This is a genomic window from Mycobacterium sp. NGS22 (assembly GCF_059813095.1).
This window is the reverse complement of the sequence record NZ_JCALDY010000001.1, coordinates 221,269-236,515: the sequence shown is the minus strand read 5'-3', so window position 1 is coordinate 236,515 and position 15,247 is coordinate 221,269. Positions and strand designations below refer to the sequence as shown.

At 67.8% G+C, this 15,247-nt stretch carries 9 protein-coding genes; 4 read left to right on the top strand and 5 right to left on the bottom strand.

What is annotated here, in order from left to right; translation table 11 throughout:
* The first annotated feature begins 86 nt into the window (after positions 1 to 86).
* Positions 87 to 1,118 (top strand): LLM class flavin-dependent oxidoreductase, encoded by a 1,032-nt coding sequence (locus tag AC5Y47_RS01065; RefSeq protein WP_499941157.1) that lies wholly within the window; start codon positions 87 to 89, stop codon positions 1,116 to 1,118.
* Here AC5Y47_RS01065 and AC5Y47_RS01060 read toward each other — a convergent pair.
* The gene (locus AC5Y47_RS01060; RefSeq protein WP_499941404.1) at positions 1,115 to 5,107 is read right to left on the bottom strand and encodes a diguanylate cyclase domain-containing protein; all 3,993 of its coding nucleotides are present in this window, start codon (positions 5,105 to 5,107) and stop codon (positions 1,115 to 1,117) included. The two genes, AC5Y47_RS01065 and AC5Y47_RS01060, sit on opposite strands and share 4 nt — an antisense overlap.
* Positions 5,108 to 5,261: 154 nt before the next feature.
* Entirely contained in the window at positions 5,262 to 5,690 is a 429-nt protein-coding gene (locus AC5Y47_RS01055) for an HIT family protein (RefSeq protein WP_499941155.1), read from the bottom strand.
* 46 nt (positions 5,691 to 5,736) lie between these two features.
* Here AC5Y47_RS01055 and AC5Y47_RS01050 point away from each other — a divergent pair, with 46 nt between their 5' ends.
* The 3 genes from AC5Y47_RS01050 (at position 5,737) to abmR (ending at position 9,139) form a co-directional block, all read left to right on the top strand.
* A complete protein-coding gene (locus AC5Y47_RS01050) occupies positions 5,737 to 7,125 on the top strand; it encodes an amidase (protein ID WP_499941153.1) in 1,389 nt (462 codons plus the stop codon).
* 91 nt (positions 7,126 to 7,216) lie between these two features.
* Positions 7,217 to 8,332 carry an adenylate/guanylate cyclase domain-containing protein gene (locus AC5Y47_RS01045; RefSeq protein ID WP_499941151.1) on the top strand — a complete coding sequence of 372 codons (1,116 nt, stop codon included), beginning with the start codon at positions 7,217 to 7,219 and terminating at the stop codon, positions 8,330 to 8,332.
* A gap of 255 nt (positions 8,333 to 8,587) precedes the next feature.
* Positions 8,588 to 9,139 carry an ATP-binding transcription factor AbmR gene (gene abmR / locus AC5Y47_RS01040; protein WP_499941150.1) on the top strand — a complete coding sequence of 184 codons (552 nt, stop codon included), beginning with the start codon at positions 8,588 to 8,590 and terminating at the stop codon, positions 9,137 to 9,139.
* Positions 9,140 to 9,151: 12 nt separating this feature from the next.
* On the opposite strand, the gene AC5Y47_RS01035 is transcribed toward abmR, so the two are convergent.
* The 3 genes from AC5Y47_RS01035 to AC5Y47_RS01025 all read right to left on the bottom strand — a co-directional run bounded on the left by AC5Y47_RS01035 (position 9,152) and on the right by AC5Y47_RS01025 (position 15,200).
* Positions 9,152 to 11,155, bottom strand: a complete 2,004-nt coding sequence (locus tag AC5Y47_RS01035; RefSeq protein WP_499941149.1) for a serine/threonine-protein kinase PknH/PknJ — start codon at positions 11,153 to 11,155, stop codon at positions 9,152 to 9,154.
* Positions 11,156 to 11,295: 140 nt separating this feature from the next.
* Complete coding sequence (locus AC5Y47_RS01030) at positions 11,296 to 13,374, bottom strand: ATP-binding cassette domain-containing protein (protein ID WP_499941147.1); 2,079 nt, start codon at positions 13,372 to 13,374, stop codon at positions 11,296 to 11,298.
* 17 nt (positions 13,375 to 13,391) lie between these two features.
* On the bottom strand, positions 13,392 to 15,200 hold the full coding sequence (locus tag AC5Y47_RS01025) for a serine/threonine-protein kinase (RefSeq protein WP_499941145.1): 1,809 nt from the start codon (positions 15,198 to 15,200) through the stop codon (positions 13,392 to 13,394).
* Positions 15,201 to 15,247: the final 47 nt, after the last annotated feature.

The window sequence follows — 15,247 nt, the reverse complement described above, 5'->3', positions numbered from 1 at the left end:
CACACCCCGCCACACCCCCGGCACCCCCGCCACACCCCGGGCCACGGGCCGGGAAGCTTCCGGCGCCCGAACGCGTTGCACCCAGCGTGCGTCTTTCCGTTCTCGATCTCGTTCCGGTGCGTACCGACCAGTCCACCGGCAACGCGCTGGCGGCCACCGTCAAGCTGGCGCAGACCGCCGACCGGTTGGGCTTCACCCGCTACTGGGTCGCCGAACACCACAACATGCCCTCGGTGGGCGCTACCAGCCCGCCGGTGCTGCTGGCCTACCTCGCCGCGCAGACCCAGCAACTGCGGCTGGGCTCGGGCGGGGTGATGCTGCCCAATCACGCGCCGCTGGCCGTCGCCGAACAGTTCGCGCTGCTGGAGGCCGCCGCGCCGGGCCGCATCGACCTCGGCATCGGCCGCGCCCCCGGCTCCGACCCCGTCACCTCCTACATGCTGCGCGGCAGCAACGACGAACGTGACATCCAGAACTTCCCGCAGTACCTCGACGACGTGGCCGCGCTGATGAGCTCCCGCGGTGTGCGGGTGCCGCTGCGATCCGGGGATTACACGCTCAAAGCGACGCCGGCGGCAACCAGCGAACCACGGCTGTGGCTGCTGGGCTCGTCGATGTATTCCGCGCGGCTGGCAGCCGCCAAGGGGTTGCCGTACGTGTTCGCTCATCACTTCTCCGGTCAGGGCACCGAAGAGGCGCTGGCCTACTACCGCTCGCATTTCCGGCCCAGTGACCTTGTCCAAGAGCCCGTGACGTTCCTGACGGTGAATGCGGTGGTGGCCGAAACACGGGATGAGGCAACGGCTTTGATGTTGCCCAACCTGCAGATGATGGCCCGGTTGCGGACCGGCCAGCCACTGGGTCCGGTGCAACTGGTCGAAGAGGCGCGCCAAGCCGAGCTGACGTCGCCGCAGCAGCGCATTGTCGACAGTGGGCTGCGACGGGCCGTGGTCGGCGCTCCCGCCGAGGCCGCCGACCAGCTGCGCGCACTGGCCGAACAATTCGACGTCGACGAGGTGATGGTGCACCCGGTCGCCTCGGCGCATCGCGGCACCGACCCCGACACCGCGCCCGCCCGGGTCGCGACGCTGGAACTGCTGGCCAAGGAGCTTTTCTAGTCGGGCACGCCCGCTTGCGGATTGGCCGCGGCGGGGTTGGCGACGTGGGTGCTTATCCACTCCTGCAGGTCGGCTGCCGGCAACGGCGGACTGTGCACGAACCCCTGGGTGATGGTGCACCCGTACTGCCGCAGCGCGCGCAACGTCGCCTCGTCCTCGACTCCCTCGGCAACGAGGTCGGCGCCCAGGCTTTCGGCCAGCGCGACCGTGGATCGCACGATGGCCACCGACCGCGGGTCCTGGGCAAGCCGCGCCACGAACACCCGGTCCAGCTTGAGTTCGTCGACCGAAACATCTTGCAGCCGCGCCAGTGACGACCATCCGGTGCCGTAGTCGTCCAACGAGATGCGAACGCCCAATTGCTGCAACGCCGCGACGGTGCTGCGTGAACGCGCCGAGTCGACCAGCGTGCTCTCGGTGATCTCGATGATCAGCGCGTCGGCCGGCAGGCCATGGGTGTGCAGCAGTCGCTCGATGGTGCCGACGAGGTCGAGGTCGAGCAGATTCGTCGTGGACAGGTTCACCGCCACGGTCAGCGACAACCCTTGCTCGCGCCAGGAGCGGACCTGTTGGAGGGCGAGGTTGACGGTGAGGTTGGCGACCTTGCGCATCAGGCCGGCCCGTTCGGCGGCGGGCAGGAACTCCTCCGGTAGCAGCAGTCCGCGACTGGGATGGTGCCAGCGCAACAGCGCCTCGACACTGTGCACGCTGCCGTCGTCCGCGTTGATCTTGGGTTGGTAGTGGCAGGTCAACTCGGAGCCGTCGATCAGCGCGGCGCGCAGTTCCTCGATCAGGTTGGGGTCGTTCTCGCGATAGAACTCGAAAGCCGCGTCGTACACCGCGATCTTGCCCCTGGCCGACATCGCGTGCGGCAGTGCCATTTCGGCGCGGTTGAGCAACTCCTGCGGATGGTCGCAGTGGTCGGGATAGAGCGCGATGGCGATGCGGGCATCCACCTGCACGGTCATCGGATCCAGCTTGAACGGCTCAGTCAACGCTTCCAGCAAACGGCCCGCCTGGGCGCGTGCGGCGATCAGGTCGGCGCCCTCGGCAAGCAGGATCGCGAATTGGTCGTCGCCGGCGCGGGTGAGCAGGTCTTCGCGACGGACGTTGTGGGACAGTCGATTCGCGATCTGGCACAGCAACTCGTCGACGAAGTGGGGACCGACGGAGTCGGTGATCTCCTGGAATTCGTGCAGTTGCAGCAACAGCAGGGCGCGACGAGCCGGAGCCTTGGTGGCCGGCTGGGGTCCGAGCACGATCGCCGGCGGCGCGAAGGTGGGCACCTCGGTCAGCACCGTGGCCAGCGACCGGCGGTTGGGCAGCGTGGTCAATTCGTCGGTCATGGCCTGTTTGTGGTTCTCGGCCATGATGCTGACTTCGCGGAACGTCACCGAGAATCGGGCCGCCACCGCGATCAGACTCAACGCTGCCAGCACCTGAGCCGCGCGAGTCTCCGGACCCACCGCGGTGACGGCGAGCGCGACGACGGTGCATGCCACCGGGGCCGCGTAAGAGCCGAGTCCACGCCTTGGCATCGGCGGCGCCGACGACCAGGCGGCCCAACTGGCCAGCGCAATCAACAGCGACGACGCAGGCCAGCCCGCGTCGAGCAGCGTGCCGACCCGGTAACCGCTGCCGGATGTCTCGAAAAGGTAGGCGGTGTCGGCGACCGCGATCAGCACGAACCCCGCCACCAGCAATCCCCAGCGAAACTCGTGTCGCCACCCCAGTATCGGCAGCATTCCGGCGGCCAGCGCCAGCAGGACGAGGTCAGACCACGGGTAGATCAACCCCACCAGCACGGTGGCCGGCGCTCGGGTAGCGGCCGCATGAATGGGTCCTGCCATCAAGCCGGCGGCCACCGCGGCCATGGCCAACCCGCACACCAGGGAGTCGAGTCGGATCGAGGCGGGCACCCGCTTCAAGCGCGACCGCATCAGCAGCAACAGGCCGATGTAGGCGAACGGATAGAACGCCAGATAGGCCGGGTCGGCGATCGACGGGGACTGACCATCCGGGACCCAGCGTGCGTAGATCACGTCACCCAGCGCCGAGCTGAGCATGCCGATCGCGATGAGCGACCAGGCGGCCCGGTCGGCGGTGACGCGATAGGCACGGATGGCGATGAGGATCGCGGCGAACGCGTTCAAGGCCGGGTACAGAACGTCGGCAAAGAAGGGCGTGTGATCGGCGCGCGGGTCGGGCCAGCACGAGGCCGCGAACACGATGACGCCAATTGCCAACGCCACGAACGACATTCGGATGTAGGTCGGTGGCCACCGCACGCTGGACGGTAGGTCGTGCGAACCGTCGGGCCTCGGCTTGGTCGCAGCAACGAGCGGTTGGATGGTGCGCGTCAGTGCCGTCGCGCCGGCGGAGCCGCCCGTTGGGCCGAACGCGCTCGGCGCCCCCCGCGGCAGCCGGCCGTCCTGGAGACCTTCCAGGCCGTTGTCGAACGCCGAGATCGCCGTGTCGGCGAGTTCGGGCAACGCGTAGGGCAGCGGCAGGTCCGGTACGAAGCTGCGAATGCATTGGCCGCCTTCGCGTTTGGCGGCATACATGGCCAAGTCGGCATGGCGCAGCAGTTCGTCGACGGTGACGTTCGACTCGGGGGCGGCCGCGGTGAAACCGATGCTGGGACGCACGGCCAGCGGAACGCCGTCGATCACGATCGCCGCATTGAAAGCTTCCAGGACTCGTTGGGCGACCGCGTGCGACTCCGCGATCGGACCCTCGACGAGTACGGCGAATTCGTCACCGCCCAGGCGGGCTACGGTGCCCGTCTGCCCCAGTACGGTGGTCAGCCGTCCGGCGACCCGGACCAACAGTTCGTCGCCGGCCGGATGGCCCAGGGCGTCGTTCACCGACTTGAAGTTGTCCAGATCCAGGCACATCACCGCGATCGGCGCAGCGTCCTGACGACGACGGGCGATGGCCAGTTCCAACGTGTGCAGGAAGTTGGCGCGGTTGGCGAGTCCGGTCAGACTGTCCCGGAATGCTTCTTGGGACACCTCGACCAGCAGGCCCTGGTTTTCCATCAGCACCAGCAACTGGCGTATCAGCACCGTCGCGACCAGGATTCCGAGCGCGGCCAGCAGCGGCCCGTGCCGCATCATGTGCAACGCGTGGCCCAGCCCCACCGCGGCCGCCAGCAGCAACGGGAGGTAGGGCAACCACAGGCGCACCCGCGAGGTGATCTCGTCCCGGGCGGTGTCGGTGGCGGCTTCGTGCATGCTCACCAGTCCCGCCAGCGCGGCAAGGCCCAAGCCCGCCACTCGGCTCACGTCGACCAGGTCGCCGGTGTGGTAGCTGCCCACGCCGGTCTGGAACAACACCAGCAGGTCGGTCAGGCCGATCGTCGCGATGCCGCCGGCCAGCAGGGTCATGCTGCGCCGCCCGCCGGGGCGTCCGCGTGACAACACCAGAATCGCCATCGTCATGAGCGCGACGTCGGCGAAAACGTGGACCACCGTGGTGGGTCGCGAACTGCTGCGCGTACGCAGCAAGTCGTCCAGGACGAACACCCACGCGGCGACGAAAAGCGAAGTCGCCACGATGATTCCGTCGAGCACGAGCCGCCAGAAATTGTGGCCCGCGGGGTTGAACAGCAGCAGCAAGGCGGTCAAGACGCCGATCGGGTAGAGCAGCAGCACGAACTCCGCCGCGGCCGGATGACTGGCGTGGTCGAGTTCGGGACGCACGTCCAGAACCGCCCAGATGACCTCGCCGACCGCCCAGCCGCTTAGCGCCACCATCATCGCCAGCCAGCCGAACTTGCGCCGCCCGATCGCGTGCCGAGTCGCCTGGGCAGCGCACACGGTTGCGAACGCGATGCACACGAAGGTGACGACCTGGACCACCGGCCGGGTCGCATCTGCACCCTGCCAGCCGCTGAGCGAGGCGATCACGACCAGGAGTCCGGCGACGCCGTAACCGCCGAGGATGGCACAGCTGACGCCCATGGTCAGTCCGGAGAGCGGGCACATCCGTCCCGTCCAGCGCATCATTCCCAGCTCCAGCTCGCACGCGCGCGCATGCAGGCGAAGCGCGCATCCACAGGATAAACCGCCGCACCTACTCCGGCTGTACTACCGGTCTGTTTTAGCGCGAAATCACCGTCTCCGAGTATGAAACGGCGATTTACTGATCCGCCTCGATCTGTAACACTGCGTCGCGCAGGATGCGTCCGGTCGCTTCCCGGTCCGGATCGCGGCGCAACACCATCCCTTTGACCAGCGACAGCTTGTCGCCGCTGCGGCGGGGCAACACGTGCAGGTGAATGTGCAGGACGGTCTGAAAAGCCGCGCGCCCGTCGTTGATCGCGATGTTGGTGGCGTCGGCCAGTTCGGTCGCTTTGGCCGCCTGCGCGATGCGCTGGCCCATCCTGACCATCCCGGCCAGCGTCTCCGGCGGGGTGTCGGCCAGGTCCGCGCTGTGTTTCTTGGGAATGACCAAGGTGTGGCCACGGCTGAACGGCCGGATGTCGAGGATCGCCAGCAAGTCGTCGTCTTCGCAGATCCGGATGGCCGGAGCTTGGCCGGCCACGATCGCACAGAACACGCAGGACATGCCGTCACCGTACTGGGTGCGAAGAGGCCAGCGATACGCTGCGGCTGTGGACCCCAGCGATCTCGCTTTTGCCGGTGCCGCCGAGCAGTCCCGCATGCTGGCCGACGGCGAAATCACGGCGCCGGAACTCCTCGAGGTCTACCTCGAGCGCATCGAGCGGCTGGACAGCGAACTGCGCAGCTACCGGGTGGTCCGCTACGACGCCGCCCGCGCGGAAGCCGAGAACGCTCAGCGGCGCCTCGACGCCGGGGAGCGCCGACCGCTGCTCGGCGTGCCGATCGCGATCAAGGACGACGTCGACGTCGCCGGCGAGGTCACCACCTACGGCAGCGGCGCGCACGGCCCGGCGGTGACCGATGACGCCGAGGTGGTTCGCCGGCTGCGGGCGGCGGGCGCGGTGATCATCGGCAAGACCGCGGTGCCGGAGCTGATGATCATGCCGTTCACCGAGTCGCTGACATTCGGGGCGACGCGCAATCCGTGGAACCCGCGACGCACGCCGGGCGGCAGCAGTGGGGGCAGCGCGGCGGCGGTCGCGGCCGGGCTGGCCGCGGTGGCGTTGGGATCTGACGGTGGCGGATCCATTCGCATCCCGGCCACCTGGTGCGGCCTGTTCGGGCTCAAACCGCAACGCGAGCGGATCTCGCTGGAGCCGCATGACGACGCCTGGTGGGGACTGAGCGTCAACGGTCCGATCACACGCTCGGTGCTGGACGCGGCGCTGGTCCTGGACGCGACGACGACGGTGCCCGGACCCGAAGCCGAATTCGTCGCCGCGGCGCAGCGCCGGCCCGGGCCGTTGCGAATTGCGTTGAGCACCAAGGTGCCTACGCCGATGCCGGTCCGGGTGGGTAGGGCGCAGTTGACCGCGGTCGAACAGGCCGGTGCCTTACTGCGCGACCTGGGCCATGACGTGATCGTCCGGGATCCGCACTATCCGGCGTCGCTGTACGCCAACTACCTGCCCCGGATGTTGCGCGGCATCAGTGACGACGCGGATGCTCAGACCCATCCCGAGCGACTGGAGCCGCGAACGCGCAACATCGCGCGGCTGGGTTCGTTCTTCTCCGACCGGCGGATGGCCGCGTTGCGCGAGGCCGAGATCGGGTTGAACGGTCGGATCCAGGCGATCTTCGAAGACGTCGATGTCGTCGTCACCCCGGGTACCGCGGCGGGCCCGTCACGCATCGGCGCCTACCGACGCCGCGGCGGGGTGTCTACGTTGCTGCTGGTCGGACAGCGGGTGCCGTTTCAGCAGGTGTGGAATCTGACCGGTCAGCCTGCCGCCGTCGTGCCCTGGGACTTCGACGACGAGGGCTTGCCGATGTCGGTGCAGTTGGTCGGGCGGCCCTTCGACGAGGCAACGCTGTTGTCGTTGTCGGCGCAGATCGAAGCGGCGCGGCCGTGGGCGCAACGACGACCGCCGGTGTCATGACGGGTCGATCACCCGCCAGGCGGGCGGTTTCACGCCCGGTTTGACCGCGTGGGCCGGGCTGGATCGCAGACCTTCGTTATACGTTGGCCCCATGGCCGACCCGGTGGACGATGACCTGCTCGCCGGGTTGGAGGGCGCGCAGCGCGCGGAGCGGGCCGAGTTGATCGAATGGTTGCTCGAGCAGGACATCAGCGCCGAGGAGATCCGGTCGACCACCCCGCCGCTGTTGCTGGCCAGCCGGCACCTAATCGGCGACGACGGCACCTACGTGTCCAGCCGGGAGGTCAGCGAAAGCCACGGCATCGATCTCGAACTGCTGCAACGCGTCCAACGCGCCATCGGCCTGGCCCGGGTGGACGACCCGGACGCCGTCGTGCACATGCGAGCCGACGTCGAGGCCGCCGCCTCCGCGCAGCGATTCATCGAATTCGGGTTACCGCCCGATCAAGTGGTAGCCGTGGTGCGCGTACTCGCCGAAGGTCTGTCGCACGCCGCCGAGGTGATGCGCTACACCGCGCTGTCGGCCATCATGCGTCCCGGGCTCAGCGAAGTGCAGATCGCAATGGCTTCCAAGGCGCTGATCAGCCAGATCGCGCCGCTGCTCGGACCGATGATCGAAGACATGCTGTTCATGCAGTTGCGGCACATGATGGAGACCGAAGCCGTCAACGCAGGGGAGCGGGCCGCCGGTCAGCCGCTGCCAGGCGCGCGTTCGGTCACCGTCGCCTTTGCCGACCTGGTCGGGTTCACCAAGCTGGGGGAGGTGGTCTCGGCCGAGGAGCTGGGCCACCTCGCCGGAAGGCTGGCCGAACGGGCGCGCGATCTGACCGCTCCGCCCGTGCGATTCATCAAGACGATCGGCGACGCGGTGATGCTGGTCTGCCCCGAGCCGGCGCCGCTGCTGAGCACCATGCTGGAGCTGGTCGAGATCATCGACACCGACGACGAATTTCCGCGCCTGCGCGCCGGGGCGGCCGCCGGTATGGCGGTGAGCCGGGCCGGCGACTGGTTCGGCAGTCCCGTCAACACCGCAAGCCGCGTCACCGGGGCTGCGCGGCCAGGTACGGTCCTGGTCGCCGAGTCGGTGCGCGACGCGCTGGCAGCCACGTCCGATGAGGTGGGGTTCGAGTGGTCTTTTGCCGGGGCGCGACGCCTCAAGGGCATCAAGAACGAGACAAAGCTGTATCGGGTTCGGCGAACGTCATAACGCATTGGGCAGGCCCGGCGTGACTCTGGGGGCGTGCTGACTCCGTCTTACGCGGGTCGGCCGCGGCCGGGATTTCCCCTCTTCCGGCTCTTGCGATTCGGTCACTTCCGGGCCTGCTTCGGTATCAAAAATACAACTGCAAATGCCTGATAGCAACGGTTTTCGCCGGTCCAGCGTCGGCTATGGCCGGTGCGGTTGAGTTCGCCCGCGGCGAAACCGGCTGGCGTAACGGTGCAAAGGTGTAATCATGTAATCATGAATCTTCATCATCATGGGCGGCGGCACGGTCGCCCCGGCGGCTGGCAACAGGCCGACCAACCCGACGCCACCGGTGCGGCCGAATGGTTCGCCGGGCGCGTCCCCGAGACCTGGTTCGACGGGGATCCCTCGGTGGTGGTCGACCGAGAGGAAATCACGGTGGTCGGAAAGCTCGCCGGAGTCGACGAGAGCGCCGCGCGGGCCGAAGGCCGCGCTTCGCGGTTCCGCGAAGAGACCCGCTCGGAACGAATGGCCATCGCCGAGGAGGCCCAGGCCCGCTACGGGCGCAAGGTGTCGTGGGGCGTGGAGGTGAACGGTGAACGAAAGCTGTTCACCCACATCGCCGTTCCGGTCATGACGCGCCTTCGGCAACCCGAACGCCAGGTGCTCGACACCCTGGTCGATGCCGGCGTGGCACGCTCTCGTGCCGACGCCCTGGCATGGTCGGTCAGACTGGTCGGCGAGCACACCGAGGAATGGTTGGCCAAGCTGCGCTCGGCCATGTCGGCCGTCGACGATCTCCGTGCGCAGGGACCAGACCTGCGCTGATACGTTCCCGGCTTACTTCTCTTTCTCGACCTTCGCGACGATCCTGTCGGTGATCTCGCCGCCCTGGTCGGTGATCCGGAAGCCGCAGGCGTTCACGTCGACGATCACATTGTTCTCCACGGCCATCGCGCGCTGGCATTCCCAGCCGTTGGCGCCCTCCTGGGTGTTGAGCACCGTGATCTTGGGCACGGCGCCCAGCACGTCGGCGAAGGTCCACCGGTAGGTCTTGCCTTTGTTGGTGACCGTGACTGTCTTGTCTGCGCACGCCTTCCACTTGGTCAGCTGCGCCTGCAGGATCGAGCGCGCCTTGTCGGCGGTCGGAAACGCGATCACAGCCTGGTTGACCCAGTGGTCGTTGTTGTCACCCGGTTCGGACAGGATCAGCCCGTTGAGTCCCGTGTAGCCGGATCCGGCGTAGACCGGCCCCTGGCTGGTGTACATCGCACCCTGGCAGTCAGGGTCGGACAGGGTCACCGCTGAGCTGTCCATCGTGGTGATCGCCTTACCCGGTTGCATGGTCGAAGAACTCATTATCGAGTTGATCTCCGAAGAGCTCAGCAACAGAGAACTCAGCCGTTCTTCGGAGATGGGCGGTTTCGGCTTGGGCTTTGACGAATCCGGGATGACCAAGATGATCAGGCCGACGACCAGGACGACCAGCACGATCGCGGCGGCCGCCACGATGGGCCACGGGTTGCGCTTGCGGGGTGCCGGCGGGTGCTGCCCCTGGTGCCAGCCGGGGACGGGGCCGGAGGGGACGGGGCCGGAGGGGACGGGGCCGGAGGGGACGGGGCCGGCGGGGACGGGGCCGGAGGGTTGCTGCGGTATCGGCGTGCTCGGTGGACCACCGGACCAGCCGCCGCCCTGGTAGTGCTGAGGTTTCTGCAACGACGGGGTCGGCGCGGAGATCGGGCCGCTCGCCGGTGTCCACCCGGGCGAGGCCGGTCGCTGCTGCGGTATCGGCCCCGACGGGCCGGAACCGCCTGCGTATTGCGGGTTCGGCGGCTGTGGGCGGGGCCCCGGCGGCGGGGTGGTCGGGGGTGGGGTCGACCGCGGCGGCGGGGTCTTGGGCGGGGACCCCACGGCACCGGCCGGCATGGTCGGGGGGACCACAGTCGGGGGACCGGGCAGGGTGGCTTCCTGGCTGCGGCGCACGATCTTGTCGGCGTGGTCCTGGTCGGGGTTGCTGAGCGCTTCGTGGGCGGCCAGTGCCAGGTCGCCGGCGCTGGCGTAGCGGTCCTCGGGCCTCTTGGCCATCCCGCGCGCGATGACGGCGTCGAAGGCTTTCGGGATACCCGCGCGAATGGTGCTGACCTGCGGGATCGGATCCATCAGGTGCGCGGTGACCAGCATGCCGGCGCTGTCGGCACGATATGGCGCACCACCGGTCAGGCATTCGAACAGCACGCAGGCCAGCGCGTAGATGTCGGCGCGGTAGGTGACCTCGTCGTTGGAGAAGCGTTCGGGCGCCATGTATTTCCAGGTGCCCACCGCGGTGCCCAGTTGGGTGAGTTTTTCGTCGGTGGTGGCACTGGCGATGCCGAAGTCCACCAGGTAGGCGAAGTCGTCGCGGGTGACCAGCACGTTGGGCGGCTTAATGTCGCGGTGCATGACTCCCGCGGCGTGTGCGGCATCGAGCGCCGAGGCGATCTGGGTGATGATGGCCACCGCGCGCGGCGGGGTCAGCGGTCCGAAGCGCTTGAGGATGTTGTCCAGGTCGGTGCCCTCGATCATGCGCATCTCGAGGTACATCTGGCCGTCGATCTCGCCGTAGTCGTGGATGGGCACCACGTGGGGTTCTTGTAATCGGCCGGCGATGCGCGCCTCGCGTTTCATCCGCTCGCGAAAGATCGGATCCTTGCTGAACTCCGCGGTCATCAACTTGACGGCGACGGTCCACTCTTTGACGGTGTGTTCGGCCTCGTAGACCTCACCCATCCCGCCTTTGCCCAGCAACCGCTTGAGGCGGTAGGGCCCGAACATCGAACCCACCCGTGAGCCCTGCGCGTCGCTCATCGCTGATCCTCCCAATCAAGCCCAATGCCGCCGACACTATCAACAACTCTCAGGCGAAACGCCAAACAAATTCCCTTGGGACGCGACTGTCGTCTTCTCAGCCGTCGGCGGGGTTCCATTCGTGCTCAAGCACATCTGACTCACTTGCGGGTGCGACGCTGCGGGCCCAGACGGCGCAGCCGCCATGCTGTGCAGGTCACCAACACCACCGCCTGCACGGCGCATACCGCCGCGGCGATCGACCAGCTGCTGACGCTGTAAGTCCACAACGGATCCCGGTCGCCGCCGACGGTGCGGCGCAGGTCGTTCAGATCCACCGTGGCCGCGGCCATCGCGTAGGCCCACCGCGACGGTGACAGCCAGGACAGCTGTTCCAGCAAGACGTGGTCCTTGACCGCGAACATGCCGCCGCACAGCACCAATTGGGCCATCACCACCAGCACCAGCAGCGGCATACCACGGTCGGCGTGTCCGATCAGCGCCGATATCAGCAGACCCAGCATCATCGACACAACCGTCACGGCCAGCACCGCGACCGCCACTTCCAGTCGCGGCCACGGCAAGACCACCGACTGGTCCGGCGGCGGCAGCAGAGCGACCCCGCACAACCCCAGCAGCAGACCCTGCGTGCCGGTTATCGCACCGAGGACAGTGAGTTTGGAAGCCAGGTAGGCGCCGGCGGACAGGCCGATGCCGTGCTCGCGCCGATAAATCGCTTCTTCCTTGACGATTTCGCGGATCGAGGAGCCACAACCCATCAGCGCGCCGCCGATGATCAGCAACACCAGAAGCTGGCCGGGTTGAGAGGACGACTTCTCGATTGCTTTGGTCAGTGACAGTCCGGCGCCGCCGGGGACGGCATAGGCGAACAGGCTGAGCAGCACCGGCAGGGCGAGCAGGAAGAGGGCGTACTGGCGGTCGGCGGTGATCACCGCCAAGTAGCGGCGGCACAGGATGGCGAATTGCGCCACCGGGTTCTGTTGCGCCCTGGGTTTGCCGGTACTGACGGCGGGGGCACCGGGTTGCTCGGGAGTTTGGGGAGCGGAGGCGCCGTACAGCGGCGACTTTCGGTAGCGGGCGGTCCAATCGGTGTCTTTGTCGTTTTCCAGCAGGATGAACAGGTCGGTGAAGTCGGTGCAGTCGAAGTAGGCCAGCGCTTGCTGGGGCGGGCCGAAATAGGCCAGACGGCCGCCGGGCGCCAGCACCAGCAGCCGGTCGCACATGTTCAGGTGCGCGATGTTGTGGGTGACCACCACCACTGACTGTCCGTCGTCGGCCAGCGTGCGCAGGGTTTGCATGACCGATTTCTCGTAGCCCGGATCCAGCCCGGAGGTGGGTTCGTCCAGGAACAGCAGCGACGGTTTGGTCAGCAGTTCCAGGGCCACGCTGGTGCGTTTGCGTTGGCCGCCCGAGAGGCTGTCAATGCGTTGGTCGGCGTGGCTCGTCAAACCCAGTTCGGCCAGCACCTCGTCGATACGGTCCTGACGTTCCCGGGCGTCGACATCCTGCGGAAAGCGCAGCCGCGCAGCGTAATCCAGCGCGCGGCGCACGGTCAGCGCGGTGTGCAGGATGTCGTCCTGGGGGACGAAACCGATGCGGTGGCGCAGCTCTTCGTAGTTGTCGTACAGGTCGCGGCCGTTGTACCGAACGGTGCCGCCGGTGGCGGGACGAAATCCGGTCAGCGCCCCGAGCAGAGTGGATTTTCCCGCCCCCGATGGTCCGACCACGGCCAGCAGGCTGCGTTGCGGCAGCACGAAGCTGACATCGTCGAGCAGGATTCGGTTCTTGGTGGCCACACGCAGGTTGACTGCTTCGTAGCAGATGTCGCCGGTGTCGACGTATTCGACGAGGCGGTCGCCGGACAGCCGCAGCCGTTGGTGGCCGATGCCGACGATGTCGTCGGGTCCGATGACCGCGCGGGTGATGCGGTTGCCGTTGACGTAGGTGCCGTTGGCGCTGTGGCTGTCGACCAGCTCCCATTGGCTACCCGAACGGCGTAGCTGGGCGTGGCGCCGCGAGACCAGCAAGTCGTGCAGCACGACGGTGTTGTCCGGAGCGCGCCCGATGGTGACCGCGACCTGATCGATGGCGTGCACGGCCGTCGGCGTGCGCTCGGTCGACGTGCCCGACGGCTGCGGCGCTGGCGGAACCGGGGTCACGGTGCTGGTGGCATCTTCGATCCGTGACCCGTCGCCGGCAGAACCCGGCGGCCGGCTCATATGTCAGCCCGTTCCGATCAGCCGTACTTGGCCCACCAGTTGTGCAGGTCCTCCAGAGTGGCCGGGTCCCCGAACACGTCGCTGAGCATGAGCTTGCTCTCGTTGCTCCAGATCAGGTTGGGGTGGTTCTTGTACGTGCCGCACGCGATCATCCCGGCGGTCACCGACGGATCCCGGTCGTAGTGCCAGCCATCCGGAGAGGGTCCCTCACCTGGGCAGTTGGCCAACTGCACCGCGGAGACGTCGTCATTGAAAGCCTGCTTGAGCGCGTCCACGGTCGGGAACAGCCCGTAGATCGCCCGGCTCGGACCGCCGGAGTTGCTGTTCTGCCCACAGTCGACCATCGCCACCGTGCCGGTCCATACGCTGTTCGGCTTGGGCGTGGTCGCTTTGCAGACCCCGGACGGGTAGCCGGGTGGCAGCATCGAGAGCAGCTTGGCCTGCGGGGTATTGGTCGCGGACGACGGTTGGCTGATGGAGGTGGACTGGGCTGCGGAGCTGGATGTCAGCGACGTCGTGGTGTCATCAGCCTTTCGGGTGTCGTCGGAACCCAAGGCCATCCAGAGGCCGACAGCGGCGAGGACCAGGACGACGACCAGGGCGGCGGCGCCGGCCACGTACGGCCAGGGGCTGCGCTTCTTGCCCGGTGGCGGACCGCCTTGATTCCAGGGGGTTGGTCCACTCGGAGGGGGTGTGCCGCCGGTGCCGCCCCAGCCTCCGCTCTGGAAATACGCCGGGGTGGGGGTGGGACCGCTCGGACCCGAAATGGGACCGCTCGGCGCCTGGCTGGGGCCGACGCCCGGGGTCCAGCTCGGCCCACTGGCGACCGGCTGACCCTGCGGTTCGCTGTAGCCGGGCGGCGGTTGATACTGCGCCGGGGCACCCGGCGGCGGGCTGCCGGTGAGGGCTTGCGGAGCCGAAACCGCGGCGGTGCCCGGCAGCGTGGATTCCCGGCTCTTGCGCAGGATGTTCTCGGCGTGGTCCTGGTCGGGGTCGCTGAGCGCGTCGTGGGCGGCACGGGCGAAGTCGCCGGCGCTGGCGTAGCGGTCCTCGGGCCTCTTGGCCATCCCGCGCGCAATGACGGCGTCGAAGGCTTTCGGGATACCCGCCCGCGCGGCGCTGACCTGCGGGATCGGGTCCATCAGGTGGGCCGTCACCAACGTGGTCGCGCTGTCGGCGCGATACGGCGGGGCGCCGGTCATGCATTCGAACAGCACGCAGGCCAGCGCGTAGATGTCGGCGCGGTAGGTGACCTCGTCGTTGGAGAAGCGTTCGGGCGCCATGTATTTCCAGGTGCCCACCGCGGTGCCCAGTTGGGTGAGTTTCTCGTCGGTGGTGGCACTGGCGATGCCGAAGTCCACCAGGTAGGCGAAGTCGTCGCGGGTGACCAGCACGTTGGGCGGCTTGACGTCACGGTGCATGACGCCCGCGGCGTGCGCGGCATCGAGTGCCGAGGCGATCTGGGTGATGATGGCCACCGCGCGCGGCGGGGTCAGCGGGCCGAAGCGCTTGAGGATGTTGTCCAGGTCGGTGCCCTCGATCATGCGCATCTCGAGGTACATCTGCCCGTCGATCTCGCCGTAGTCGTGGATGGGCACCACGTGCGGTTCCTGCAGGCGGCCGGCGATGCGCGCCTCGCGCTTCATCCGTTCGCGAAAGACCGGGTCCTTGCTGAACTCGGCCGTCATCAACTTGACGGCGACAGTCCACTCTTTGACGGTGTGTTCGGCCTCGTAGACCTCACCCATCCCGCCTTTGCCCAGCAACCGCTTGAGGTGGTAGGGCCCGAACATCGAACCCACCCGCGAGTCTGGTGCCTCGCTCATCGCTGATCCTCCTCAGAAAGCCCGAATCCCGCCGACACTACCAACAG

Bases quoted from the DNA above. Each gene is read 5' to 3' on its own strand.
- abmR (WP_499941150.1), top strand. From the start codon at position 8,588: ATGAATCTTCATCATCATGGGCGGCGGCACGGTCGCCCCGGCGGCTGG.
- AC5Y47_RS01045 (WP_499941151.1), top strand. From the start codon at position 7,217: ATGGCCGACCCGGTGGACGATGACCTGCTCGCCGGGTTGGAGGGCGCG.
- AC5Y47_RS01030 (WP_499941147.1), bottom strand. From the start codon at position 13,374: ATGAGCCGGCCGCCGGGTTCTGCCGGCGACGGGTCACGGATCGAAGAT.
- AC5Y47_RS01060 (WP_499941404.1), bottom strand. From the start codon at position 5,107: ATGTGCCCGCTCTCCGGACTGACCATGGGCGTCAGCTGTGCCATCCTC.
- AC5Y47_RS01035 (WP_499941149.1), bottom strand. From the start codon at position 11,155: ATGAGCGACGCGCAGGGCTCACGGGTGGGTTCGATGTTCGGGCCCTAC.
- AC5Y47_RS01055 (WP_499941155.1), bottom strand. From the start codon at position 5,690: ATGTCCTGCGTGTTCTGTGCGATCGTGGCCGGCCAAGCTCCGGCCATC.
- AC5Y47_RS01025 (WP_499941145.1), bottom strand. From the start codon at position 15,200: ATGAGCGAGGCACCAGACTCGCGGGTGGGTTCGATGTTCGGGCCCTAC.